Source organism: Pseudomonas sp. AB6, from assembly GCF_034314105.1.
GTDB lineage: Bacteria > Pseudomonadota > Gammaproteobacteria > Pseudomonadales > Pseudomonadaceae > Aquipseudomonas.
This window is the reverse complement of record NZ_JAVIWJ010000001.1, coordinates 3,487,864-3,511,201: the sequence shown is the minus strand read 5'-3', so window position 1 is coordinate 3,511,201 and position 23,338 is coordinate 3,487,864. Positions and strand designations below refer to the sequence as shown.

The 23,338-nt window shown below is 53.5% G+C and carries 27 protein-coding genes; all 27 read left to right on the top strand.

The window, feature by feature from the left end; all coding sequences use genetic code 11:
• Positions 1 to 94 precede the first annotated feature (94 nt).
• Positions 95 to 526, top strand: coding sequence for a 50S ribosomal protein L11 (gene rplK / locus RGW60_RS16635; protein WP_065833634.1), 432 nt, complete (start codon positions 95 to 97; stop codon positions 524 to 526).
• Entirely contained in the window at positions 526 to 1,221 is a 696-nt protein-coding gene (gene rplA, locus RGW60_RS16630; protein WP_322205602.1) for a 50S ribosomal protein L1, read from the top strand. The genes rplK and rplA overlap by 1 nt, the downstream gene beginning before the upstream one ends.
• A 195-nt stretch (positions 1,222 to 1,416) precedes the next feature.
• Positions 1,417 to 1,917, top strand: coding sequence for a 50S ribosomal protein L10 (gene rplJ, locus RGW60_RS16625; protein WP_322166340.1), 501 nt, complete (start codon positions 1,417 to 1,419; stop codon positions 1,915 to 1,917).
• Between the two features lie 77 nt (positions 1,918 to 1,994).
• A complete protein-coding gene (gene rplL / locus RGW60_RS16620; RefSeq protein ID WP_322205600.1) occupies positions 1,995 to 2,363 on the top strand; it encodes a 50S ribosomal protein L7/L12 in 369 nt (122 codons plus the stop codon).
• A gap of 219 nt (positions 2,364 to 2,582) precedes the next feature.
• The gene (gene rpoB / locus RGW60_RS16615) at positions 2,583 to 6,656 is read left to right on the top strand and encodes a DNA-directed RNA polymerase subunit beta (protein WP_322205599.1); all 4,074 of its coding nucleotides are present in this window, start codon (positions 2,583 to 2,585) and stop codon (positions 6,654 to 6,656) included.
• Positions 6,657 to 6,720: 64 nt separating this feature from the next.
• A complete protein-coding gene (gene rpoC / locus RGW60_RS16610; RefSeq protein WP_322205598.1) occupies positions 6,721 to 10,920 on the top strand; it encodes a DNA-directed RNA polymerase subunit beta' in 4,200 nt (1,399 codons plus the stop codon).
• A gap of 199 nt (positions 10,921 to 11,119) precedes the next feature.
• Positions 11,120 to 11,494, top strand: coding sequence for a 30S ribosomal protein S12 (gene rpsL, locus RGW60_RS16605; RefSeq protein ID WP_213879453.1), 375 nt, complete (start codon positions 11,120 to 11,122; stop codon positions 11,492 to 11,494).
• A gap of 122 nt (positions 11,495 to 11,616) precedes the next feature.
• Positions 11,617 to 12,087: a 30S ribosomal protein S7 gene (gene rpsG / locus RGW60_RS16600; protein ID WP_003400433.1), complete on the top strand. Its 471-nt coding sequence runs from the start codon at positions 11,617 to 11,619 to the stop codon at positions 12,085 to 12,087.
• A 30-nt stretch (positions 12,088 to 12,117) separates the two neighbouring features.
• A complete protein-coding gene (gene fusA, locus RGW60_RS16595; RefSeq protein WP_322205597.1) occupies positions 12,118 to 14,220 on the top strand; it encodes an elongation factor G in 2,103 nt (700 codons plus the stop codon).
• A 31-nt stretch (positions 14,221 to 14,251) separates the two neighbouring features.
• On the top strand, positions 14,252 to 15,445 hold the full coding sequence (gene tuf / locus RGW60_RS16590) for an elongation factor Tu (RefSeq protein ID WP_322166335.1): 1,194 nt from the start codon (positions 14,252 to 14,254) through the stop codon (positions 15,443 to 15,445).
• Positions 15,446 to 15,586: 141 nt separating this feature from the next.
• Positions 15,587 to 15,898 carry a 30S ribosomal protein S10 gene (gene rpsJ / locus RGW60_RS16585; protein WP_003186070.1) on the top strand — a complete coding sequence of 104 codons (312 nt, stop codon included), beginning with the start codon at positions 15,587 to 15,589 and terminating at the stop codon, positions 15,896 to 15,898.
• 80 nt (positions 15,899 to 15,978) lie between these two features.
• Positions 15,979 to 16,614, top strand: coding sequence for a 50S ribosomal protein L3 (gene rplC, locus RGW60_RS16580; protein WP_219062787.1), 636 nt, complete (start codon positions 15,979 to 15,981; stop codon positions 16,612 to 16,614).
• Positions 16,615 to 16,626: 12 nt separating this feature from the next.
• Entirely contained in the window at positions 16,627 to 17,229 is a 603-nt protein-coding gene (gene rplD / locus RGW60_RS16575; protein ID WP_219062785.1) for a 50S ribosomal protein L4, read from the top strand.
• Positions 17,226 to 17,525: a 50S ribosomal protein L23 gene (rplW, locus tag RGW60_RS16570; protein WP_002555488.1), complete on the top strand. Its 300-nt coding sequence runs from the start codon at positions 17,226 to 17,228 to the stop codon at positions 17,523 to 17,525. Before rplD ends, rplW begins: the two co-directional genes overlap by 4 nt.
• Positions 17,526 to 17,539: 14 nt before the next feature.
• Entirely contained in the window at positions 17,540 to 18,364 is an 825-nt protein-coding gene (gene rplB, locus RGW60_RS16565; RefSeq protein WP_322166334.1) for a 50S ribosomal protein L2, read from the top strand.
• Positions 18,365 to 18,380: 16 nt separating this feature from the next.
• On the top strand, positions 18,381 to 18,656 hold the full coding sequence (gene rpsS, locus RGW60_RS16560) for a 30S ribosomal protein S19 (RefSeq protein ID WP_002555486.1): 276 nt from the start codon (positions 18,381 to 18,383) through the stop codon (positions 18,654 to 18,656).
• Positions 18,657 to 18,669: 13 nt separating this feature from the next.
• A complete protein-coding gene (rplV, locus tag RGW60_RS16555) occupies positions 18,670 to 19,002 on the top strand; it encodes a 50S ribosomal protein L22 (RefSeq protein ID WP_002555485.1) in 333 nt (110 codons plus the stop codon).
• A 13-nt stretch (positions 19,003 to 19,015) separates the two neighbouring features.
• Positions 19,016 to 19,702: a 30S ribosomal protein S3 gene (gene rpsC, locus RGW60_RS16550; protein ID WP_003176422.1), complete on the top strand. Its 687-nt coding sequence runs from the start codon at positions 19,016 to 19,018 to the stop codon at positions 19,700 to 19,702.
• Positions 19,703 to 19,714: 12 nt separating this feature from the next.
• Positions 19,715 to 20,128: a 50S ribosomal protein L16 gene (rplP, locus tag RGW60_RS16545; RefSeq protein ID WP_282379294.1), complete on the top strand. Its 414-nt coding sequence runs from the start codon at positions 19,715 to 19,717 to the stop codon at positions 20,126 to 20,128.
• Positions 20,128 to 20,319 carry a 50S ribosomal protein L29 gene (gene rpmC, locus RGW60_RS16540; RefSeq protein ID WP_322166333.1) on the top strand — a complete coding sequence of 64 codons (192 nt, stop codon included), beginning with the start codon at positions 20,128 to 20,130 and terminating at the stop codon, positions 20,317 to 20,319. The genes rplP and rpmC overlap by 1 nt, the downstream gene beginning before the upstream one ends.
• Before the next feature lie 2 nt (positions 20,320 to 20,321).
• The gene (gene rpsQ, locus RGW60_RS16535) at positions 20,322 to 20,588 is read left to right on the top strand and encodes a 30S ribosomal protein S17 (protein ID WP_322166331.1); all 267 of its coding nucleotides are present in this window, start codon (positions 20,322 to 20,324) and stop codon (positions 20,586 to 20,588) included.
• 23 nt (positions 20,589 to 20,611) lie between these two features.
• Positions 20,612 to 20,980 (top strand): 50S ribosomal protein L14, encoded by a 369-nt coding sequence (rplN, locus tag RGW60_RS16530; RefSeq protein WP_002555479.1) that lies wholly within the window; start codon positions 20,612 to 20,614, stop codon positions 20,978 to 20,980.
• Positions 20,981 to 20,991: 11 nt separating this feature from the next.
• Positions 20,992 to 21,306: a 50S ribosomal protein L24 gene (gene rplX / locus RGW60_RS16525; RefSeq protein WP_322166330.1), complete on the top strand. Its 315-nt coding sequence runs from the start codon at positions 20,992 to 20,994 to the stop codon at positions 21,304 to 21,306.
• A 20-nt stretch (positions 21,307 to 21,326) separates the two neighbouring features.
• The gene (gene rplE, locus RGW60_RS16520) at positions 21,327 to 21,866 is read left to right on the top strand and encodes a 50S ribosomal protein L5 (RefSeq protein ID WP_322166329.1); all 540 of its coding nucleotides are present in this window, start codon (positions 21,327 to 21,329) and stop codon (positions 21,864 to 21,866) included.
• Between the two features lie 13 nt (positions 21,867 to 21,879).
• Positions 21,880 to 22,185 carry a 30S ribosomal protein S14 gene (rpsN, locus tag RGW60_RS16515; protein WP_322166327.1) on the top strand — a complete coding sequence of 102 codons (306 nt, stop codon included), beginning with the start codon at positions 21,880 to 21,882 and terminating at the stop codon, positions 22,183 to 22,185.
• Positions 22,186 to 22,398: 213 nt separating this feature from the next.
• On the top strand, positions 22,399 to 22,791 hold the full coding sequence (rpsH, locus tag RGW60_RS16510) for a 30S ribosomal protein S8 (RefSeq protein WP_065833640.1): 393 nt from the start codon (positions 22,399 to 22,401) through the stop codon (positions 22,789 to 22,791).
• Between the two features lie 12 nt (positions 22,792 to 22,803).
• Complete coding sequence (gene rplF / locus RGW60_RS16505; RefSeq protein WP_322166326.1) at positions 22,804 to 23,337, top strand: 50S ribosomal protein L6; 534 nt, start codon at positions 22,804 to 22,806, stop codon at positions 23,335 to 23,337.
• Position 23,338 lies beyond the last annotated feature (1 nt).

Sequence of the window (23,338 nt, the reverse complement as noted above, 5' to 3'; positions counted from 1 at the left end):
GCCCTAGGCTGTGGGGTTTTGTCGTCACTGGGATATACGCGCAAGTAACCGGGGAGCCTAATTTAGGCGTCTGAACCCGTAATTGGAGTGCCTCATGGCCAAGAAAATTACCGCTTACATCAAGCTGCAAGTGAAAGCCGCTCAAGCTAACCCTAGCCCGCCTGTTGGTCCTGCGTTGGGTCAGCACGGCGTCAATATCATGGAATTCTGCAAAGCGTTCAACGCCCGTACTCAGGGTATTGAGCCGGGTTTGCCGACTCCCGTGATTATCACTGTTTACAGTGACCGCAGCTTTACTTTCGAAACGAAAAGCACGCCAGCCTCAGTATTGCTGAAGAAGGCTGCCGGTTTGACTAGCGGTTCAGCTCGTCCAAACACCGTTAAGGTTGGCACCGTTACTCGTGCTCAGCTGGAAGATATCGCAAAAGCAAAAAATGCGGATCTGACTGCAGCTGATATGGATGCAGCCGTGCGTACCATCGCCGGTTCTGCTCGTAGCATGGGCCTTAACGTGGAGGGTGTGTAATGGCTAAGCTAACTAAGCGCCAAAAAACTATCGCCGGCAAAATCGAAGCGGGCAAAGCCTATAACTTCGTAGATGCTGCTGCGTTGCTGACCGAATTGTCGACTGTCAAATTCAGCGAATCCGTGGATATCGCTGTAAACCTTGGCGTTGATCCGCGTAAGTCTGACCAAGTTGTTCGTAGCGCTACTGTGCTGCCACACGGCACTGGCAAGACCGTTCGCGTTGCAGTGTTTACTCAGGGCCCAGCTGCTGAGGCTGCTTTGGCTGCCGGCGCTGATCGCGTTGGTATGGACGACTTGGCTGCCGAAATGAAAGCAGGCAACTTGAACTTCGACGTTGTTATTGCCTCCCCGGACGCGATGCGGGTTGTTGGTCAGTTGGGTCAGATCCTCGGCCCACGCGGCCTGATGCCTAACCCTAAAGTTGGTACCGTAACCCCCGACGTAGCTACTGCCGTTAAAAACGCAAAAGCTGGTCAGGTTCGTTATCGCACCGACAAAAACGGCATCATCCACACCTCAGTTGGTAAAGTCGGTTTCGACGCTACCAAGCTGAAGGAAAACGTAGAAGCGCTGATCGCTGATTTGAAGCGTATCAAGCCAGCTTCTTCGAAAGGTATTTACGTCAAGCGCGTTACCCTGAGCACTACTATGGGCCCAGGTTTGATCATCGACCAAGGGTCGTTGGACGCGTAAGACACAATGGGTGTGTTGCACTGCATCCATGAAAATTGGGGTCCCTGCCTGGCGGGGGCTATCCAAGACCGTAGGCGGCGCGAGTCTTAAACCTCAAGCCTACGCAGATGGTGCTCCCGGTTCCTTACCGAATCAGACACCAAAACGACATCCGGCTCCGGTTGGATGAAACGGTAACAAGCAGGAGTTAAACCCGTGGCAATTAAACTTGAAGACAAGAAGGCCATCGTCGCTGAAGTCAACAAGGCTGCCAAAGCTGCTCTGTCTGCTGTCGTGGCTGATGCCCGTGGTGTGACAGTTAGCGCTATGACCGGACTCCGTAAAGAGGCTCGTGAAGCCGGCGTTTATGTACGAGTAGTACGTAACACGCTGCTTAAGCGCGCAGTTGCTGACACTGAATACAGTGTTCTCAACGACGTGTTCACGGGCCCGACCTTGATCGCATTCTCCAACGAACATCCGGGCGCTGCTGCTCGTTTGTTCAAAGAATTTGCGAAGGGTCAGGATAAGTTCGAGATCAAGGCAGCTGCGTTTGAGGGCAAGTACCTCGCAGCTAATCAGATCGACGTACTGGCAACTCTGCCGACCCGTAACGAAGCAATTTCTCAGCTGATGAGCGTGATTCAAGGCGCTACCAGCAAATTGGCTCGTACTCTGGCGGCTATTCGCGAGCAAAAAGAAGCGGCCGCAGCTTAAAGCTGAGCACTTTCTCTCGCGCTTTTTTGTTTATTTTGATGGTCATGTAGGCCGTCCCCCAATTAGGAATTAGAGTCATGTCTATCTCTCAAGACGATATCCTCAACGCTGTAGGCGAAATGTCCGTACTGCAGGTTGTTGAGCTGATCAAAGCTTTCGAAGAAAAATTTGGCGTTACTGCTGCTGCCGGTTCCGCTGGTCCAGCTGCTGTTGCTGCCGTAGCAGAAGAGCAGACTGAATTCAACGTGATCCTGACTGAAACTGGCGACAAAAAAGTCAACGTGATCAAGGCTGTACGTGAATTGACTGGTCTTGGCCTGAAAGAAGCCAAAGCAGTAGTTGATGCTGGTGCTGGCTCGTTGGTTCTGGAAGCAGTATCGAAAGACGCTGCTGACAAAGCTAAAGCTGCACTGGAAGAAGCAGGCGCTAAAGTCGAGCTGAAGTAAGCATCGACTTGTGTCTCCAGCCCAAGCGTAAAGCAAAAGGCTGATGGCTGGTGGCTTTTGCCACCGGCCTTTTTCCGTTATAGATCGCCGGCCTGGTCGGCATCTATAGCGTGCAAGACCCACCCGATGTGGTGGTGCAGACCAAGGGGTTTGCACGATTTTCTGGTTGCTCCCGTCGGGAGGAGCCAAACAAGCAGGTGACCAAGCTGGGGAACGCTGATGGCTTACTCATATACTGAGAAAAAACGTATCCGCAAGGACTTTAGCAAGTTGCCGGACGTAATGGATGTGCCGTATCTATTGGCCATCCAGCTGGATTCGTATCGCGAATTCTTGCAAGCGGGAGCAACCAAAGATGGGTTCCGCGACGTCGGTCTGCATGCAGCCTTCAAATCCGTTTTCCCGATCATCAGCTACTCCGGCAATGCTGCGCTGGAGTATGTGGGTTATCGCTTGGGCGAACCGGCATTTGATGTCAAAGAGTGCGTGCTGCGCGGTGTGACTTACGCTGTGCCTTTGCGGGTCAAGGTTCGTTTAATCATTTTCGACAAAGAATCGTCGAACAAAGCGATCAAGGACATCAAAGAGCAAGAAGTCTACATGGGTGAAATCCCCCTGATGACTGAAAACGGTACCTTCGTAATCAACGGTACCGAGCGCGTAATCGTTTCCCAGTTGCACCGTTCCCCGGGCGTGTTCTTCGATCACGACCGCGGCAAAACGCACAGCTCCGGTAAACTGCTCTATTCCGCGCGTATTATTCCTTACCGTGGTTCGTGGTTGGACTTCGAGTTCGATCCGAAAGACTGCGTGTTTGTTCGTATCGACCGTCGTCGTAAGCTGCCTGCGTCCGTATTGTTGCGCGCACTCGGCTACACGACTGAGCAAGTGCTCGATGCGTTCTACACCACCAACATCTTCCACGTGCAGGGTGAAAACCTGAATTTGGAGCTGATTCCTCAGCGCCTTCGTGGTGAAATTGCGGTATTGGATATTCTGGATGACAAAGGCAAGGTCATTGTCGAGCAAGGCCGACGGATTACCGCTCGCCATGTTAACCAGATGGAAAAAGCCGGGATCAAAGAGCTGGAAGTGCCTCTGGACTATGTCTTGGGTCGTACTACCGCCAAGGTCATCGTGCACCCTGCGACTGGCGAAATCATCGCTGAATGCAACACTGAACTGAACACTGAGATTCTTGCAAAAATCGCCAAATCTCAGGTTGTCCGTATCGAAACGTTGTACACCAACGATATCGACTGCGGACCGTTCGTCTCGGATACGCTGAAAATAGACTCCACCAGCAACCAATTGGAAGCGCTGGTCGAAATCTATCGGATGATGCGTCCTGGCGAGCCACCAACAAAAGATGCAGCCGAAACGCTATTCAACAACCTGTTCTTCAGCCCTGAGCGTTACGACCTGTCTGCGGTCGGCCGGATGAAGTTCAACCGTCGTATCGGTCGTACCGAGATCGAAGGTTCGGGCGTGTTGTGCAAAGAAGATATCGTCGCCGTCCTCAAGACTCTGGTTGATATCCGTAACGGCAAAGGCATTGTCGACGACATCGACCACTTGGGTAACCGTCGTGTTCGTTGCGTTGGCGAAATGGCTGAAAACCAGTTCCGTGTAGGTCTGGTGCGTGTAGAGCGTGCAGTTAAAGAGCGCTTGTCGATGGCGGAAAGCGAAGGCTTGATGCCGCAGGACCTGATCAACGCCAAGCCGGTTGCGGCAGCGGTGAAGGAGTTCTTCGGTTCCAGCCAGCTTTCGCAGTTCATGGACCAGAACAACCCGCTGTCAGAGATCACCCACAAGCGTCGTGTTTCAGCGCTCGGCCCCGGCGGTTTGACTCGTGAGCGTGCTGGTTTTGAAGTTCGTGACGTACACCCTACTCACTACGGTCGTGTATGCCCGATTGAAACGCCAGAAGGTCCGAACATCGGCCTGATCAACTCATTGGCGGCCTATGCGCGTACCAACAAGTATGGCTTCCTCGAAAGCCCATACCGTGTTGTTAAAGACGCGCTGGTAACTGACGAGATCGTTTTCCTGTCGGCAATTGAAGAAGCGGATCACGTTATCGCTCAAGCTTCGGCGACAATGAACGAAACCGGTCACCTGGTTGATGAATTGGTTGCGGTACGTCACCTCAACGAATTCACCGTCAAGGCGCCGGAAGACGTCACGCTGATGGACGTTTCGCCGAAGCAGGTAGTTTCGGTTGCAGCCTCGTTGATCCCGTTCCTTGAACACGATGACGCCAACCGTGCGTTGATGGGTTCGAACATGCAGCGCCAAGCAGTACCGACCCTGCGTTCCGATAAGCCGTTGGTCGGCACCGGGATGGAGCGTAACGTTGCTCGTGACTCAGGCGTTTGTGTTGTTGCTCGTCGCGGCGGCGTGATCGATTCGGTAGATGCTAGCCGTATTGTGGTTCGTGTTGCTGATGATGAAGTTGAAACTGGTGAAGCCGGCGTAGACATCTATAACCTGACCAAATACACCCGCTCCAACCAGAACACCTGCATCAACCAGCGCCCGCTGGTGAGCAAGGGTGATCGAGTTGAGCGCAGCGACATCATGGCTGACGGTCCATCCACCGATATGGGTGAGCTGGCACTTGGTCAGAACATGCGCATCGCGTTCATGGCATGGAACGGTTACAACTTCGAAGACTCCATCCTCCTTTCGGAGCGTGTAGTCCAAGAAGACCGTTTCACCACGATCCACATTCAGGAACTGACCTGTGTGGCCCGTGACACCAAGCTTGGGCCTGAGGAAATCACTGCAGACATCCCTAACGTGGGTGAAGCTGCACTGAACAAGCTTGATGAAGCCGGTATTGTCTATGTAGGTGCTGAAGTAGGCGCAGGCGACATCCTGGTTGGTAAAGTCACTCCGAAAGGCGAGACTCAGCTGACCCCGGAAGAGAAACTGTTGCGTGCAATCTTCGGCGAGAAAGCGAGCGACGTTAAGGACACTTCCCTGCGCGTACCTACCGGTACCAAGGGTACTGTTATCGACGTTCAAGTGTTTACTCGTGATGGTGTTGAGCGTGATGCTCGTGCCCTGTCGATCGAGAAGACCCAACTCGATGAAATTCGCAAAGACTTGAACGAAGAGTTCCGCATCGTTGAAGGCGCAACTTTTGAACGTCTGCGTTCCGCTTTGGTTGGCCGTAAGGCTGAAGGCGGCGCAGGTCTGAAGAAAGGTCAGGACATCACCGACGAAACACTCGACGGTCTTGAGCATGGTCAGTGGTTCAAACTGCGCATGGTTGAGGATGCTCTGAACGATCAACTCGAAAAAGCCCAAGCTTATATCGTTGATCGTCGCCGCCTTCTGGACGACAAGTTCGAAGACAAGAAGCGCAAGCTGCAGCAAGGCGATGATCTGGCACCTGGCGTTCTGAAAATCGTTAAGGTTTACTTGGCAATCCGTCGCCGCATCCAGCCGGGCGACAAGATGGCCGGTCGCCACGGTAACAAAGGTGTGGTTTCCGTAATCATGCCAGTTGAAGACATGCCGCACGATGCCAATGGCACCCCGGTAGATATCGTCCTCAACCCGCTGGGCGTACCTTCGCGTATGAACGTCGGTCAGATCCTTGAGACTCACCTTGGCCTTGCAGCTAAAGGTTTGGGCGAGAAGATCAACCGCATGCTGGAAGAGCAGCGTAAAGTTGCAGACCTGCGTAAGTTCTTGAACGAGATCTACAACGAAATCGGCGGTCGCCAAGAAAGTCTGGAAGATCTGTCCGATAAAGAAATTCTGGATCTCGCGAAGAACCTTCGTGGCGGCGTTCCAATGGCTACGCCGGTCTTCGACGGTGCCAAGGAAAGCGAAATCAAGGCCATGCTGAAACTGGCAGATATGCCAGAAAGTGGCCAGATGCAGCTGTTCGACGGTCGTACCGGTAACAAGTTTGAGCGTCCGGTCACTGTTGGCTACATGTACATGCTGAAGCTGAACCACTTGGTGGACGACAAGATGCACGCGCGTTCCACTGGTTCTTACAGCCTGGTTACCCAGCAGCCGCTGGGTGGTAAGGCTCAGTTCGGTGGTCAGCGTTTCGGGGAGATGGAAGTGTGGGCGCTGGAAGCATACGGCGCGGCTTACACTCTGCAAGAAATGCTCACAGTGAAGTCGGACGATGTGAACGGTCGGACCAAGATGTACAAAAACATCGTGGACGGCGATCACCGTATGGAGCCGGGCATGCCCGAGTCTTTCAACGTACTGATCAAAGAAATTCGTTCGCTCGGTATCGATATCGATCTGGAAACCGAATAACACGTGACGCGAATTGGGGGTAGGGCGGTATTGCCTGCTCCCTGCTCCGCCAGGAGGAAAGGCCTTGAAAGACCTATTGAATTTGCTGAAAAACCAGGGTCAAGTCGAAGAGTTCGACGCCATCCGCATTGGATTGGCATCGCCTGAGATGATCCGTTCGTGGTCGTTCGGTGAAGTTAAAAAGCCGGAAACCATCAACTACCGTACGTTCAAGCCTGAGCGTGACGGCCTGTTCTGCGCCAAGATCTTTGGCCCGGTCAAGGATTACGAGTGCTTGTGCGGTAAGTACAAGCGCTTGAAGCACCGCGGTGTAATCTGCGAGAAGTGTGGCGTTGAAGTCGCACTGGCAAAAGTTCGTCGCGAGCGTATGGCTCACATCGAACTGGCCTCGCCAGTTGCACACATCTGGTTCTTGAAATCGCTGCCGTCCCGTATCGGCTTGCTGATGGACATGACCCTGCGTGATATCGAACGCGTTCTCTATTTCGAGAGCTATGTCGTTATCGATCCAGGCATGACCACCCTTGAAAAAGGGCAGTTGCTCAACGACGAGCAGTATTTTGAAGCGCTCGAAGAGTTCGGCGATGACTTCGATGCCCGTATGGGTGCTGAAGCTGTCCGTGAACTGCTGCACGCTATCGATCTGGAGCACGAGATTGGCCGTCTGCGCGAAGAAATTCCGCAAACCAACTCCGAAACCAAAATCAAAAAGCTGTCCAAGCGCCTGAAGTTGATGGAAGCCTTCCAAGGTTCCGGCAACCTTCCTGAGTGGATGGTTCTGACCGTTCTGCCGGTTCTGCCGCCAGATCTGCGTCCTTTGGTTCCGCTTGATGGCGGTCGTTTCGCTACATCTGATCTTAACGATCTGTATCGTCGAGTAATCAACCGTAACAACCGCTTGAAGCGTCTGCTTGATCTGTCCGCTCCGGACATCATCGTGCGTAACGAAAAGCGTATGTTGCAGGAAGCGGTCGATGCACTGCTCGACAACGGTCGTCGCGGTCGCGCGATTACCGGTTCCAACAAGCGTCCTCTGAAATCCTTGGCTGACATGATCAAGGGTAAGCAGGGTCGTTTCCGTCAGAACTTGCTCGGCAAGCGTGTTGACTACTCGGGTCGTTCGGTAATTACCGTAGGCCCGACCCTGCGTCTGCACCAGTGCGGTCTGCCTAAGAAAATGGCTCTTGAGCTGTTTAAACCGTTCATTTTTGGCAAGTTGGAAATGCGTGGTCTCGCCACCACCATTAAAGCCGCCAAGAAAATGGTTGAGCGTGAATTGCCAGAAGTTTGGGACGTTCTCGCTGAAGTCATTCGCGAACACCCGGTGTTGCTCAACCGTGCACCAACTCTTCACCGTCTGGGTATCCAAGCGTTTGAACCGGTTCTGATCGAGGGTAAAGCTATCCAGCTTCACCCGTTGGTCTGCGCTGCGTACAACGCCGACTTCGACGGCGACCAGATGGCCGTTCACGTACCGTTGACGCTGGAAGCTCAGCTCGAAGCGCGTGCGCTGATGATGTCGACCAACAACATCCTGTCGCCAGCCAACGGTGAGCCGATCATCGTCCCGTCGCAGGACGTTGTATTGGGTCTGTACTACATGACTCGTGAAGCGATCAACGCCAAGGGCGAGGGCCGAGTGTTCGCGGATCTGCAGGAAGTTGACCGTGTATTCCGCGCCGGCGAAGCTGCGCTGCATGCCAAAGTCAAAGTCCGCATCCACGAAACGGTTAACGATCGTGACGGCGGTAGCGTCAAGAACACCCGTATCGTCGACACCACTGTCGGCCGTGCGCTGTTGTTCCAAGTGGTCCCGGCCGGCCTGTCGTATGACGTGGTCAACCAGCCGATGAAGAAAAAAGCGATCTCTAAACTGATCAACCAGTGCTATCGCGTGGTTGGTTTGAAAGAAACCGTAATTTTCGCTGACCAATTGATGTACACCGGTTTTGCTTATTCGACCATTTCGGGTGTCTCCATCGGCGTTAACGACTTCGTTATCCCTGATGAAAAAGCTCGCATCATCGAAGCTGCTACCGACGAAGTTAAAGAAATCGAAGCCCAGTACGCATCAGGCCTGGTAACCCAGGGCGAGAAGTACAACAAGGTAATCGACCTTTGGTCCAAGGCTAACGACGAAGTGTCGAAGGCGATGATGTCGAACCTCTCGAAAGAGCGCGTTATCGACCGTCACGGCGTCGAGGTTGACCAAGAGTCGTTCAACTCGATGTACATGATGGCTGACTCCGGCGCCCGGGGTTCGGCTGCACAGATTCGTCAGCTTGCAGGTATGCGTGGTTTGATGGCCAAGCCAGACGGCTCGATCATTGAAACGCCGATCACCGCGAACTTCCGTGAAGGTTTGAGCGTACTTCAGTACTTCATCTCTACTCACGGTGCTCGCAAGGGTTTGGCGGATACCGCGTTGAAAACTGCGAACTCCGGTTATCTGACTCGTCGTCTGGTGGACGTCGCACAGGATCTTGTTGTTACCGAGGTTGATTGCGGTACCGAACATGGTCTGCTGATGACGCCTCACATTGAAGGCGGTGACGTTGTTGAGCCATTGGGTGAGCGCGTATTGGGTCGAGTAATCGCCCGCGACGTATTCAAGCCGGGTACCGATGACATCATCGTTCCTGCTGGCACATTGGTTGACGAGAAATGGGTTGAGTTCATCGAGCTGAACAGCATCGATGAAGTGATCGTGCGTTCGCCGATCAGCTGCGAAACCCGTTTCGGTATTTGCGCCAAATGCTACGGCCGTGATTTGGCTCGCGGACATCAGGTCAACATCGGTGAAGCGGTCGGCGTTATTGCCGCTCAGTCTATCGGTGAGCCAGGTACGCAGCTGACCATGCGTACGTTCCACATCGGTGGTGCGGCAAGCCGGACCTCCGCTGCTGACAGCGTTCAGGTTAAGAATGGCGGTACCGTCCGTCTGCATAACCTGAAGCACGTTGAGCGGGTAGATGGTTGCCTGGTTGCGGTATCCCGTTCGGGTGAGCTGGCGATCGCTGATGACTACGGTCGTGAGCGCGAGCGTTACAAGCTGCCTTACGGTGCCGTGATTTCGGTTAAAGAGGGTGACAAGGTCGACGCTGGCGCTATCGTGGCCAAGTGGGATCCGCACACTCACCCAATCGTCACCGAGATGAAAGGTACCGTGACCTACGTGGGCATGGAAGAAGGCATCACGATCAAGCGTCAGACCGACGAATTGACCGGTATGACCAACATCGAAGTTCTCGACGCCAAAGACCGTCCTGCAGCCGGTAAAGATATCCGTCCTGCCGTTAAGATGGTGGGTGTGGATGGCAAGGACCTTCTGCTGCCGGGTACAGACGTACCGGCTCAGTACTTCCTACCAGCCAACGCCTTAGTCGGTGTAGCGGATGGTGTGCAGGTTGCGATCGGTGATGTTATCGCTCGTATCCCGCAAGAAACCTCGAAAACTCGCGACATCACGGGTGGTCTGCCCCGCGTAGCTGACTTGTTTGAAGCTCGTCGTCCGAAAGAAGCCTCGATCTTGGCTGAAGTCAGCGGCACCATCGCATTCGGTAAGGAGACCAAAGGCAAGCGCCGTTTGGTTATTACCCCGAATGACGGTAGCGATCCGTATGAGGAGCTCATTCCAAAGTGGCGTCACCTGAACGTCTTCGAAGGCGAGCAAGTGAACCGCGGCGAAGTTATCTCCGACGGTCCTAGCGATCCACACGACATCTTGCGTTTGCTGGGTGTGAGTGCGCTGGCTAAGTACATCGTTAACGAGATTCAGGACGTCTATCGTCTGCAGGGCGTGAAAATCAACGATAAGCACATCGAGACGATTCTTCGTCAGATGTTGCGTAAAGTTGAGATCGCTGAGTCTGGCGATTCCACGTTCATCAAAGGCGATCAGATGGAGTTGACGCACGTTCTGGTAGAGAATGAGCGTCTGAGCGCGGACGAGAAATTCGTTTCCAAGTTCACCCGTGTATTGCTGGGTATTACCAAGGCATCGCTGTCCACCGAGTCGTTTATCTCTGCGGCCTCCTTCCAGGAGACAACCCGCGTGCTAACCGAAGCGGCGGTGACTGGCAAGCGCGATTACCTGCGTGGTCTGAAAGAGAACGTGGTCGTGGGTCGTTTGATTCCGGCCGGTACTGGTCTGGCTTATCACAGCGAGCGTAAGCGTCGTCGTGAAGCAGACAAGCCGATGCGTGTTAGCGCGAGTGAAGTGGAAGCAGCACTGACCGAAGCGTTGAACTCCAGCGGTAATTGAGAGTAGAGCCCTGGCATTTTCGGCCTAAAGCTGCAGAGATATCTCTGCTGTCTTGATGGTCAGGGATGCTGGGGCTTTGTCTTGACTGGGGGCAAGATCCTCTTTAGACTCTTGTACCCCTAAATTTGGCGGGACTGATGTCCTGCCATCTTGCTTTTTCGTAAAGCAATAGCGTCGAAAGACAACAGTGGAGCTTAAGATGGCAACGATTAACCAGCTGGTACGTCAGCCGCGTAAGCGTATCGTCGAGAAATCCGACGTACCTGCGCTGCAGAACTGCCCGCAGCGTCGTGGCGTATGCACTCGCGTGTATACCACTACGCCGAAAAAACCTAACTCGGCATTGCGTAAAGTATGTCGTGTGCGCCTGACCAACGGTTTCGAGGTTTCCTCGTATATCGGTGGTGAAGGTCACAACCTTCAAGAACACAGTGTTGTATTGATTCGTGGCGGTCGCGTAAAAGACTTGCCAGGTGTCCGTTACCACACCGTTCGTGGCTCCCTGGATACTTCCGGTGTTAAAGGTCGTAACCAAGGTCGCTCGAAATACGGTACCAAGCGTCCGAAGAAGTAATTTGACGCTTAGTAGTAAATTGCAGATTTCTATTTTTCTGAGTCGATAAGAGTAAGGTCGGGCGCGCCTCGCAAGAGAGTAGTAGTCCCGAGCTAACCTGAAGACCGTTTGAGGGCTTATCCATGCCAAGAAGACGCGTAGCAGCCAAGCGCGATGTGCTTGACGATCCAAAATACGGCAGCCAGATCTTGGCCAAGTTCATGAACCACGTTATGGAAAGCGGCAAGAAAGCCGTTGCCGAACGTATCGTTTATGGCGCGCTGGAAAAAGTTAAAGAACGCAAGAACAGCGATCCCCTGGAAATCTTCGAGAAAGCTCTCGACGCCATCGCTCCGCTGGTCGAAGTGAAGTCGCGCCGTGTAGGCGGTGCTACCTACCAGGTTCCTGTTGAAGTTCGCCCGTCCCGTCGTAATGCTCTGGCAATGCGCTGGCTTGTAGACTTCGCGCGCAAGCGTGGCGAAAAGTCTATGGCACTGCGTTTGGCTGGTGAATTGATGGACGCTGCTGAAGGTAAAGGTGCTGCAGTTAAGAAGCGTGAAGACGTGCACCGTATGGCTGAAGCCAACAAGGCTTTCTCGCACTACCGCTTCTAATTTTAGCGTCACTAATTTTGCGAGGGCTTTATGGCTCGTACTACTCCGATTAACCGCTACCGTAACATTGGTATCGTTGCTCACGTGGATGCTGGTAAAACCACCACCACTGAGCGCGTCCTTTTTTACACCGGCGTAAACCATAAAATGGGCGAGGTGCATGACGGCGCCGCGACCATGGACTGGATGGTGCAGGAGCAGGAGCGTGGTATTACTATCACCTCCGCTGCGACCACGGCCTTCTGGGCCGGCTCTGCCAAGCAGTTCGACAAGTATCGTTTTAACATCATCGATACCCCGGGCCACGTTGACTTCACCATTGAAGTTGAGCGTTCGCTTCGCGTACTTGATGGCGCGGTAGTTGTGTTCTGTGGCACCTCGGGTGTTGAGCCTCAGTCGGAAACCGTATGGCGTCAAGCCAACAAGTACGGCGTTCCACGTCTTGTTTATGTAAACAAGATGGACCGTGCTGGTGCGAACTTCCTGCGTGTGGTTGAGCAGATCAAAAAGCGCCTGGGTCACACTCCGGTGCCGATCCAGTTGGCTATCGGTGCAGAAGACAACTTCCAGGGTCAGGTTGATCTGATCAACATGGAAGCGGTTTACTGGGATGATGCTGACAAAGGTGCCGCTCCTCGTCGCGAAGCAATTCCTGCGGACATGCTTGAACTCGCTGCTGAATGGCGCGACAACATGGTCCAGGCTGCTGCCGAAGCTTCTGAAGAGCTGATGGACAAGTACCTCAATGAGGAGCAGCTGACTATCGATGAGATCAAGGCTGCTCTGCGTCAGCGTACTATCGCTGGCGAGATCGTCCTTGCTGTCTGTGGCTCTTCTTTCAAGAACAAGGGTGTTCCTTTGGTTCTTGATGCTGTCATCGACTTCCTGCCGGCTCCAGCCGATATTCCAGCCATCAAGGGTTCCGATCCTGATGATGAAGAAGTCGCAATGGAGCGTCATGCAGACGATACAGAACCGTTCTCGGCTCTGGCTTTCAAAATTGCTACTGACCCATTCGTGGGTACTCTGACTTTCGTGCGCGTTTACTCGGGCGTGTTGAGCTCCGGCGACGGCGTGATCAACTCGGTCAAGGGCAAGAAAGAGCGTGTTGGTCGTATGGTGCAAATGCATGCGAACACCCGTGAAGAAATCAAGGAAGTGCGCGCTGGTGACATCGCGGCCTTGATTGGTATGAAGGACGTCACCACGGGTGACACCCTTTGTTCGGCTGATAAGCCGATCATTCTTGTTCGTATGGACTTCCCGGAACCGGTTATTTCGGTTGCCGTTGAGCCGAAGACCAAGGATGACCAGGAAAAAATGGGTATCGCTTTGGGCAAGCTTGCTCAGGAAGATCCATCTTTCCGCGTCAAAACTGATGAAGAGACTGGTCAAACGATCATCTCTGGCATGGGCGAGTTGCACCTGGACATTCTGGTAGATCGGATGCGCCGTGAGTTCAACGTCGAAGCCAACATCGGTAAGCCTCAGGTTTCCTACCGTGAGAAAATCACGAAGGCCTGTGAGATCGAAGGCAAGTTCGTGCGCCAGTCTGGCGGTCGTGGTCAGTTCGGCCACTGCTGGATCCGTTTTGCACCGGCTGACGAAGGTCAGGAAGGTCTGCAATTTGTGAACGAAGTAGTGGGTGGTGTGGTTCCTAAGGAATTCATCCCGGCTATCCAGAAGGGTATCGAAGAGCAGATGAAGAACGGCGTTGTTGCCGGCTATCCGCTCATCGGCCTGAAGGCTACTGTGTTCGATGGTTCTTACCATGACGTCGACTCAAACGAGATGGCGTTCAGGGTGGCTGCTTCCATGGCGACCAAGCAATTGGCTTCCAAGGGCGGTGGCGTTCTGCTTGAGCCAGTCATGGCAGTAGAAGTTGTGACGCCTGAAGACTATATGGGTGACGTGATGGGTGACCTGAACCGTCGTCGCGGCATGATCTTGGGAATGGAAGACACGGTTTCCGGCAAAGTGATTCGTGCCGAGGTTCCGTTGGGTGAGATGTTCGGTTATGCGACCGACGTTCGCTCGATGTCCCAGGGTCGCGCAAGCTACTCTATGGAATTCAAAAAATACGATGTAGCTCCGTCGCATATCGTCGAAGCTGTCACTAAAAAACAAGGCTGATTCAGCCCCTTTAGGCTAGGAGTTAATTGTCGTGGCTAAAGAAAAATTTGTACGTGATTTACCGCACGTAAACGTTGGCACCATCGGTCACGTTGACCATGGCAAAACCACGTTGACTGCTGCACTGACCCGTGTTTGCTCCGAAATCTTCGGTAGCGCCGTTGTTGCTTTCGATAAAATCGACAGTGCTCCGGAAGAGAAGGCTCGTGGTATCACCATCAATACCGCACACGTTGAGTACAACTCAAAGATTCGTCACTACGCTCACGTTGACTGCCCAGGTCACGCTGACTATGTGAAGAACATGATCACCGGTGCTGCGCAGATGGATGGCGCAATTCTGGTTTGTTCGGCTGCTGATGGTCCGATGCCGCAAACTCGTGAGCACATCCTGCTGTCCCGTCAGGTTGGCGTTCCGTACATCGTTGTCTTCCTGAACAAGGCTGACATGGTCGATGACGCTGAGCTGTTAGAGCTGGTTGAGATGGAAGTGCGCGATCTGCTGAGCACTTACGACTTCCCGGGCGACGACACTCCGATCATCATTGGCTCGGCGCTGATGGCGTTGAATGGTCAAGATGACAACGAGATGGGCACCACTGCTGTTCGTAAATTGGTTGAGACTCTGGATACTTACATCCCAGATCCAATCCGTGTTATCGACAAGCCGTTCCTGATGCCGATCGAAGACGTATTCTCGATCTCTGGTCGCGGTACTGTTGTGACTGGTCGTATCGAGCGCGGTATCGTTAAGATTCAAGATTCGCTGGAAATTGTTGGTCTGCGTGACACTGTTGTCACCACCTGCACTGGCGTTGAAATGTTCCGTAAGCTGCTCGACGAAGGCCGTGCAGGCGAAAACTGCGGCGTTCTGTTGCGCGGTACCAAGCGTGACGACGTAGAGCGTGGCCAGGTTCTGGTTAAGCCGGGTTCGGTTAAGCCGCACACTACGTTCGAAGCTGAAGTTTACATTCTGAGCAAAGAAGAAGGCGGTCGTCATACTCCTTTCTTCAAAGGCTACCGTCCGCAGTTCTACTTCCGTACAACTGACGTGACCGGTAACTGCGAATTGCCAGAAGGCGTTGAAATGGTTATGCCTGGCGACAACATCAAAATGGTTGTTACGCTGATCAAGACCATTGCGATGGAAGATGGCCTGCGTTTCGCTATCCGTGAAGGCGGTCGTACCGTCGGCGCTGGCGTCGTAGCCAAGATCATCGCGTAATCGATGATCTGTCGAAAAAGCCCCCGCTTGCGGGGGCTTTTTTATTGGGTTGACACTATGTGGGAGCGTCTATAGAATTGCGCCTCCTTTTAACGGGCGTATTGCGCTCGGTGGGAACAGCAGCTGGGAGTCTGAAATCCAATGCAAAATCAGCAAATCCGTATCAGGTTGAAGGCTTTTGACCATCGTCTGATCGACCAATCTACCCAGGAAATCGTGGAAACCGCGAAACGTACTGGTGCACAAGTGCGTGGTCCGATTCCACTCCCTACCCGTAAAGAGCGGTTCACTGTTCTGGTTTCTCCGCACGTCAACAAAGACGCGCGCGACCAGTATGAGATCCGCACTCACAAGCGCGTTCTGGACATCGTCCAGCCTACGGATAAAACCGTAGACGCACTTATGAAGCTAGACCTTGCGGCCGGTGTGGAAGTACAGATCAGCCTCGGCTAAGACTCGGTCTTAGTCGTGTAACGCTCTGAAATGGGCGGCCATAGCGGGTGAAAGCCCCGTACACTCATGAGGTTTACAACATGACTATTGGTGTAGTCGGTCGTAAATGCGGTATGACCCGTATTTTCACCGAAGAAGGTGTCTCCATTCCGGTTACGGTCATTGAGATCGAGCCGAATCGCGTCACCCAGTTTAAAACCGAAGAAACCGATGGCTATCGTGCAGTGCAAGTTACTGTCGGTGTGCGTCGTGCTTCGCGTGTGACTGCTGCTCAAGCAGGTCACTTCGCTAAAGCGAACGTTGCTGCTGGTCGCGGTGTTTGGGAGTTCCGTCTTGAAGAAGGCGACTACCAGGCTGGCGACGTAATCAATGCAGAAATCTTCGCCGCTGGGCAGATGGTCGATGTGACCGGTCAGTCCAAGGGTAAAGGTTTCCAGGGTACTATCAAACGCCATAATTTCCGTGGCCAAGACAATACTCACGGCAACTCCGTATCCCACCGCGTCCCAGGCTCTATCGGCCAGTGCCAGACTCCTGGTCGTGTATTCAAGGGCAAAAAAATGTCCGGTCATATGGGCGCTGAGCGCGTGACCGTGCAGTCCTTGGAGGTGGTGCGCGTGGACGCTGAACGCAATCTGTTGTTGGTCAAGGGTGCTGTTCCTGGCGCTACTGGCGGCAACCTGGTTGTACGTCCGGCAGCCAAGGCTCGCGGTTAAGGGGAAGCTGACATGCAATTAAATGTAAATGACGCTCAAGCGATCGAAGTTTCCGAACTGACATTTGGCGGCGAGTTCAACGAAACACTGGTACACCAAGCAGTCGTGGCCTACATGGCCGGCGGCCGTCAGGGTAGCAAGGCGCAGAAGACCCGTTCCGACGTTTCTGGTGGCGGTAAGCGCCCTTGGCGTCAGAAAGGTACTGGCCGTGCTCGTGCCGGTACTATTCGTAGCCCAATCTGGCGTGGCGGTGGTACTACTTTCGCAGCTCGTCCACAAGACCACTCTCAGAAGCTTAACAAGAAGATGTATCGCGCAGCATTGCGCTCCATCCTTGCCGAGCTGGTTCGTACTGACCGTCTGGTCGTGGTTCAGGACTTCGTTGTTGAAGCACCGAAAACCAAGGATCTGCTGAACAAGCTGAATGGCATGGGTCTGACCGATGTTCTGATCGTGTCCGATGCTGTTGACCAGAATCTGTACCTGGCTGCTCGCAACCTTCCGCACGTAGATGTACGTGACGTCCAAGGTTCCGACCCAGTTAGTCTGATCGCATACGACAAAGTGTTGATCACTGTGTCGGCCGTGAAGAAATTCGAGGAGCTGCTGGGATGAACCAGGAACGCGTATTTAAAGTTCTACTTGGCCCGCACGTTTCCGAGAAGGCCACGGTTCTGGCTGACAAGAAAGGCCAGTTTGTTTTCAAGGTTGCAACTGACGCAACCAAGCTGGAAATCAAGAAGGCCGTCGAAAGCCTGTTCAGCGTGAAAGTGGAGCGCGTTACTACCCTGAATGTTCTGGGTAAGAGCAAGCGCACGGCTCGCGGTCTGGGCAAGCGTAATGACTGGAAGAAGGCAGTTATCTCCCTTCAACCGGGCCAAGATCTCGATTTCAGCAGCAGTGCTGAGTAAGGAAGGGGTGCATCATGGCAATCGTTAAATGCAAACCGACTTCCCCTGGCCGCCGTTTCGTGGTCAAGGTGGTCAATCAGGAGCTGCATAAAGGCGCTCCTCACGCACCGCTGCTCGAGAAGAAATCGAAGACTGGTGGTCGTAACAACAATGGCCGTATTACCACGCGTCACATTGGTGGTGGTCATAAGCAGCATTATCGTCTGGTCGATTTCCGTCGCAACGACAAAGATGGCATCAGTGCCACTGTTGAGCGAATTGAATACGATCCAAACCGTACTGCTCACATCGCACTGCTGTTGTACGCAGACGGCGAGCGCCGCTACATCATCGCCCCTAAAGGCGTTAGTGCTGGCGACCAGCTGATCGCAGGTGCTTTGGCACCGATCAAGCCGGGCAACGCTCTTCAACTGCGTAACATTCCAGTTGGTAGCACCGTACACGGCATCGAGTTGAAGCCGGGTAAAGGCGCGCAAATCGCACGTTCCGCTGGTGCTTCGGCTCAGCTGGTAGCGCGTGATGGTGTCTACGTGACCCTGCGTCTTCGCTCTGGTGAAATGCGTAAAGTATTGGCTGAATGCCGTGCAACGCTTGGCGAAGTCTCGAACTCCGAGCATAGCCTGCGTTCATTAGGTAAAGCTGGTGCCAAACGCTGGCGTGGCGTTCGCCCAACCGTTCGTGGTGTTGCCATGAACCCGGTTGACCACCCACATGGTGGTGGTGAAGGTCGTACCTCTGGTGGTCGTCATCCGGTATCGCCGTGGGGCTTCCCGACTAAGGGCGCGAAGACTCGTGGTAATAAGCGTACCGACAAAATGATCGTCCGTCGTCGCAAGTAAATAGAGGGATACGACAGTGCCACGTTCTCTGAAAAAAGGTCCTTTTATTGATCTTCACCTACTGAAGAAGATCGAAGTGGCGGCGGAAAAGAACGATCGCAAACCAGTTAAGACCTGGTCGCGCCGTTCTATGATCCTGCCGCAAATGGTCGGTTTGACCATTGCTGTGCATAACGGTCGTCAACATGTCCCAGTTCTTGTGAACGAAGACATGGTCGGCCATAAACTAGGCGAGTTTGCCGGTACCCGCACATATCGTGGGCACGTGGCAGACAAGAAAGCCAAGCGTTAAGGGGTAAGGAACGATGGAAGTAGCCGCTAAGTTGTCGGGCGCTCGAATCTCCGCCCAGAAAGCCCGCTTGGTCGCCGACCAGATCCGCGGGAAGAAGGTGGGCGAAGCGCTCAACCTGTTGGCTTTCAGCAGTAAGAAAGCCGCCGAGATCCTGAAAAAAGTGCTGGAGTCGGCTGTAGCCAACGCCGAGCATAACGAAGGCGCAGACGTTGATGACCTTAAGGTTTCCACCGTTTTCGTCAACGAAGGGCGTTCGCTGAAGCGCATCATGCCGCGTGCCAAAGGCCGCGCTGATCGCATCGTCAAGCGGTCTTGCCATATCACTGTCAAGGTTGCTGACAAGTAACGGAGTCGAAGAGATGGGTCAGAAAGTACATCCCATTGGCATTCGCCTGGGAATCGTCAAGGAGCACACCTCCGTCTGGTACGCAGACGGTCGGACTTATGCGGACTATTTGTTCGCTGATCTGAAGGTGCGCGAGTATCTCCAAGACAAATTAAAAAGCGCGTCCGTAAGCCGTATCGATATCCATCGTCCGGCTCAGACTGCACGTATCACCATCCACACCGCTCGTCCTGGCATTGTGATCGGGAAGAAAGGTGAAGATGTTGAGAAACTGCGTCAGGACCTGACCAAGCAAATGGGTGTGCCTGTGCACATCAATATCGAAGAGATCCGTAAGCCGGAACTGGACGGTATGTTGGTTGCGCAGAGCGTAGCTCAGCAGCTGGAGCGCCGTGTAATGTTCCGCCGCGCTATGAAGCGCGCTGTTCAGAACGCCATGCGCATTGGTGCCAAAGGCATCAAAATCCAAGTGAGCGGTCGTCTCGGCGGTGCTGAAATCGCACGTACTGAATGGTATCGCGAGGGTCGTGTTCCATTGCACACCTTGCGTGCCGATATCGACTATGCCAACTACGAAGCTCACACCACTTATGGTGTGATCGGTGTAAAGGTTTGGATCTTTAAAGGCGAAGTAATTGGTGGTCGCCAAGAAGAGCTGAAACCACAAGCACCAGCGCCTCGTAAAAAAGCTGCTAAGTAAGGGGTACGCCAAATGTTGCAACCAAAGCGTACGAAGTTCCGCAAGCAGATGACAGGCCACAACCGTGGCTTGGCACAGCGCGGTAGCAAAGTCAGCTTCGGCGAATATGCGCTGAAGTCTGTTGCTCGTGGTCGTCTTACCGCCCGTCAGATTGAGTCAGCGCGTCGTGCACTGACCCGTCACGTTAAACGTGGCGGCAAAATCTGGATCCGTGTATTCCCGGACAAGCCCGTCACCAAAAAGCCACTCGAAGTTCGAATGGGTAAAGGTAAGGGTAACGTGGAATACTGGGTTGCCCAGATTCAGCCAGGCAAAGTCCTGTATGAAATCGAGGGTGTTTCTGAAGAGCTGGCGCGTGAGGCTTTCGCCCTGGCTGCTGCAAAGCTGCCACTCGCCACCTCCTTTGTTAAACGGACGGTGATGTGATGAAAGCGAATGAACTTCGTGAAAAATCAGCACAGCAGCTGAACGAGCAACTGCTCGGCCTGCTGCGTGACCAGTTCAATCTGCGTATGCAGAAAGCAACTGGCCAGTTGGGGCAGTCTCATCTGCTCTCGCGAGTTAAGCGTGACATTGCTCGCGTGAAGACTGTGCTCAACCAGCAGGCAGGTAAGTGATCATGGCTGAAGCCGAAAAGACCGTCCGTACGCTGACTGGCCGTGTTGTCAGCGACAAAATGGACAAGACAATCACCGTTCTGATCGAGCGTCGCGTAAAGCACCCGATCTACGGTAAATACGTTAAGCGTTCGACGAAGCTGCATGCGCATGACGAAACTAATCAGAGCCACATCGGTGACAAAGTCACTATTCGTGAAACTCGTCCAGTTGCCAAGACCAAGTCTTGGGCGCTGGTTGAGATTCTCGAACGCGCTGTGGAAGTCTAAGGACTAGGGGTCGGAGAAATTATATGATTCAGACTCAATCCATGCTCGATGTGGCTGATAACAGCGGCGCACGCCGCGTTATGTGCATCAAGGTTCTGGGTGGCTCCCACCGTCGTTATGCTGGCATCGGTGACATCATCAAAGTAACCGTGAAGGAAGCAATTCCTCGCGGCAAAGTGAAAAAAGGCCAAGTGATGACTGCTGTAGTAGTCCGCACTCGCCATGGTGTTCGTCGCGCAGACGGCTCCATTATCCGCTTTGATGGCAACGCTGCTGTTCTGTTGAACAACAAGCAAGAGCCGATCGGCACCCGTATCTTTGGGCCAGTGACGCGCGAACTTCGGACTGAAAAGTTCATGAAGATCGTCTCCCTCGCCCCAGAAGTGCTGTAAGGAGATCCGACATGCAAAAGATTCGTCGTGACGACGAGATCATCGTGATCGCCGGCAAAGACAAAGGTAAGCGCGGTAAGGTGCTTAAGGTTCTCGTTGATGACCGTCTGGTCGTTGGTGGGATCAACCTGGTAAAGCGTCATACCAAGCCAAACCCTGCGTCGGGCGTACAAGGCGGTATCGTCGAAAAAGAAGCGCCATTGCACGCTTCTAACGTCGCCATTTTCAACGGCGCAACCAACAAGGCAGATCGCGTTGGTTTCAAAGTTGAAGAAGGCAAGAAAATTCGTGTCTTCAAGTCGACCCAAAAAGCGGTTGATGCTTGAACACTGCTAGGTAGAAGACCATGGCACGACTAAAAGAGATTTACCGGAAGGAAATCGCTCCGAAGCTCAAAGAAGAACTTGAGCTTTCGAACGTGATGGAAGTTCCGCGCGTTACAAAGATCACCTTGAACATGGGTCTGGGTGAGGCGGTCGGTGACAAAAAAGTCATCGAGCACGCTGTTGCAGACCTTGAAAAGATCACGGGTCAGAAGTGCGTTGTTACTTACGCTCGGAAATCCATCGCGGGCTTCAAGGTTCGTGAAGGCTGGCCGATCGGCGTTAAAGTCACTTTGCGTCGCGATCGTATGTATGAATTTCTGGATCGTCTGCTGTCGATCTCCCTGCCTCGGGTTCGCGACTTTCGCGGCCTGAATGCCAAGTCCTTCGATGGTCGTGGTAATTACAGCATGGGTGTAAAAGAGCAGATTATTTTCCCGGAAATCGATTACGACAAGATCGATGCTCTTCGCGGTCTGGACATTACCCTGACCACCACTGCTCGGACGGATGATGAAGGTCGCGCATTGCTGCGTGCTTTCAAGTTCCCGTTCCGCAACTGATTGGAGTAGGACAATGGCCAAGATGAGCATGAAGAACCGCGAGCTGAAGCGTCAGCTCACGGTTGCCAAGTACGCCAAGGCGCGTGCAGCGTTGAAAGTTATCATCGTGGATCTGAACGCAAGTCCAGAAGCACGCTGGGAAGCTCAAGTAGCTCTGCAAAAGCAGCCCCGTGACGCAAGCGCTTCGCGCATGCGTAACCGCTGCCGCATCACTGGTCGTCCACACGGCGTCTATCGCAAGTTCGGTCTCGGCCGTAACAAGCTGCGTGAAGCAGCTATGCGTGGTGACGTTCCGGGTCTGGTTAAAGCCAGCTGGTAAAGCGTTAATCTCGTTTTGCGTCGGTCGATCTTGCATAAGATCGACCCGCGTGAAGCAAGAATTTGAATCAGGCCCCTTTTGGGGCTTGATTCATTTTCGGGGTGTGTCTAGAATGATCGGCTCGCCTGAGCCCGTGCGTTCAATTGCCCGGAGTTTCTCGGCGACAAGCTGTAGCCGTAAGGCTTATTTTTATGTAATAGGAGCGTCTAGCCCATGAGTATGCAGGACCCGTTAGCGGACATGCTAACTCGTATCCGTAATGCCCAGATGGCTGAAAAGCCCGTCGTAAGCATGCCATCTTCCACGTTGAAGGTTGCTGTTGCCAAAGTCCTGAAGGACGAAGGTTACATTGCGGGTTATCAGATCAGCAGCGAAATCAAACCGTTGCTGTCCATCGAGCTGAAATACTTCGAAGGCCGTCCAGTCATCGAAGAAGTGAAGCGCGTTAGCCGTCCAGGCCTGCGTCAGTACAAGTCCGTCGATGATCTGCCTAAAGTTCGTGGCGGTCTCGGTGTGTCTATCGTCTCCACCAATAAAGGTGTGATGACGGATCGTGCTGCGCGCGCTGCCGGTGTCGGCGGCGAAGTTCTTTGCACAGTGTTCTAAGGGGGGATAAGCATGTCACGCGTAGCTAAGAACCCCGTAAAGTTGCCAGCAGGCGTCGAAGTTAAGCTCGTCGGCCAGCAGCTTTCGGTGAAGGGTGCCAAGGGCACTCTAGATCTGAACATCCATTCGTCCGTTGAGATTGTTGAAGAAGCTGGTGAGCTGCGTTTCGCTGCTCGCAATGGCGATCAACAAACTCGCGCAATGGCCGGCACCACTCGTGCACTGGTTAACAACATGGTCCAGGGCGTAAGCCAAGGCTTCGAGCGTAAGCTCCAGCTGGTCGGTGTTGGTTATAAAGCGCAAGCAAAAGACAAAGTGCTGTCTCTGGCACTTGGCTTTTCGCACCCGGTGGAATACGACCTGCCGAACGGCATCACCGCTGAGACTCCCAACCAGACCGATATCTTCATCCGAGGTATCGACAAGCAGTTGGTTGGTCAAGTGGCCGCTGAGATCCGCGACTTCCGCCGTCCTGAGCCATACAAAGGCAAAGGTGTGCGTTACGCGGACGAAGTCGTCCGCCGTAAAGAAGCCAAGAAGAAGTAGG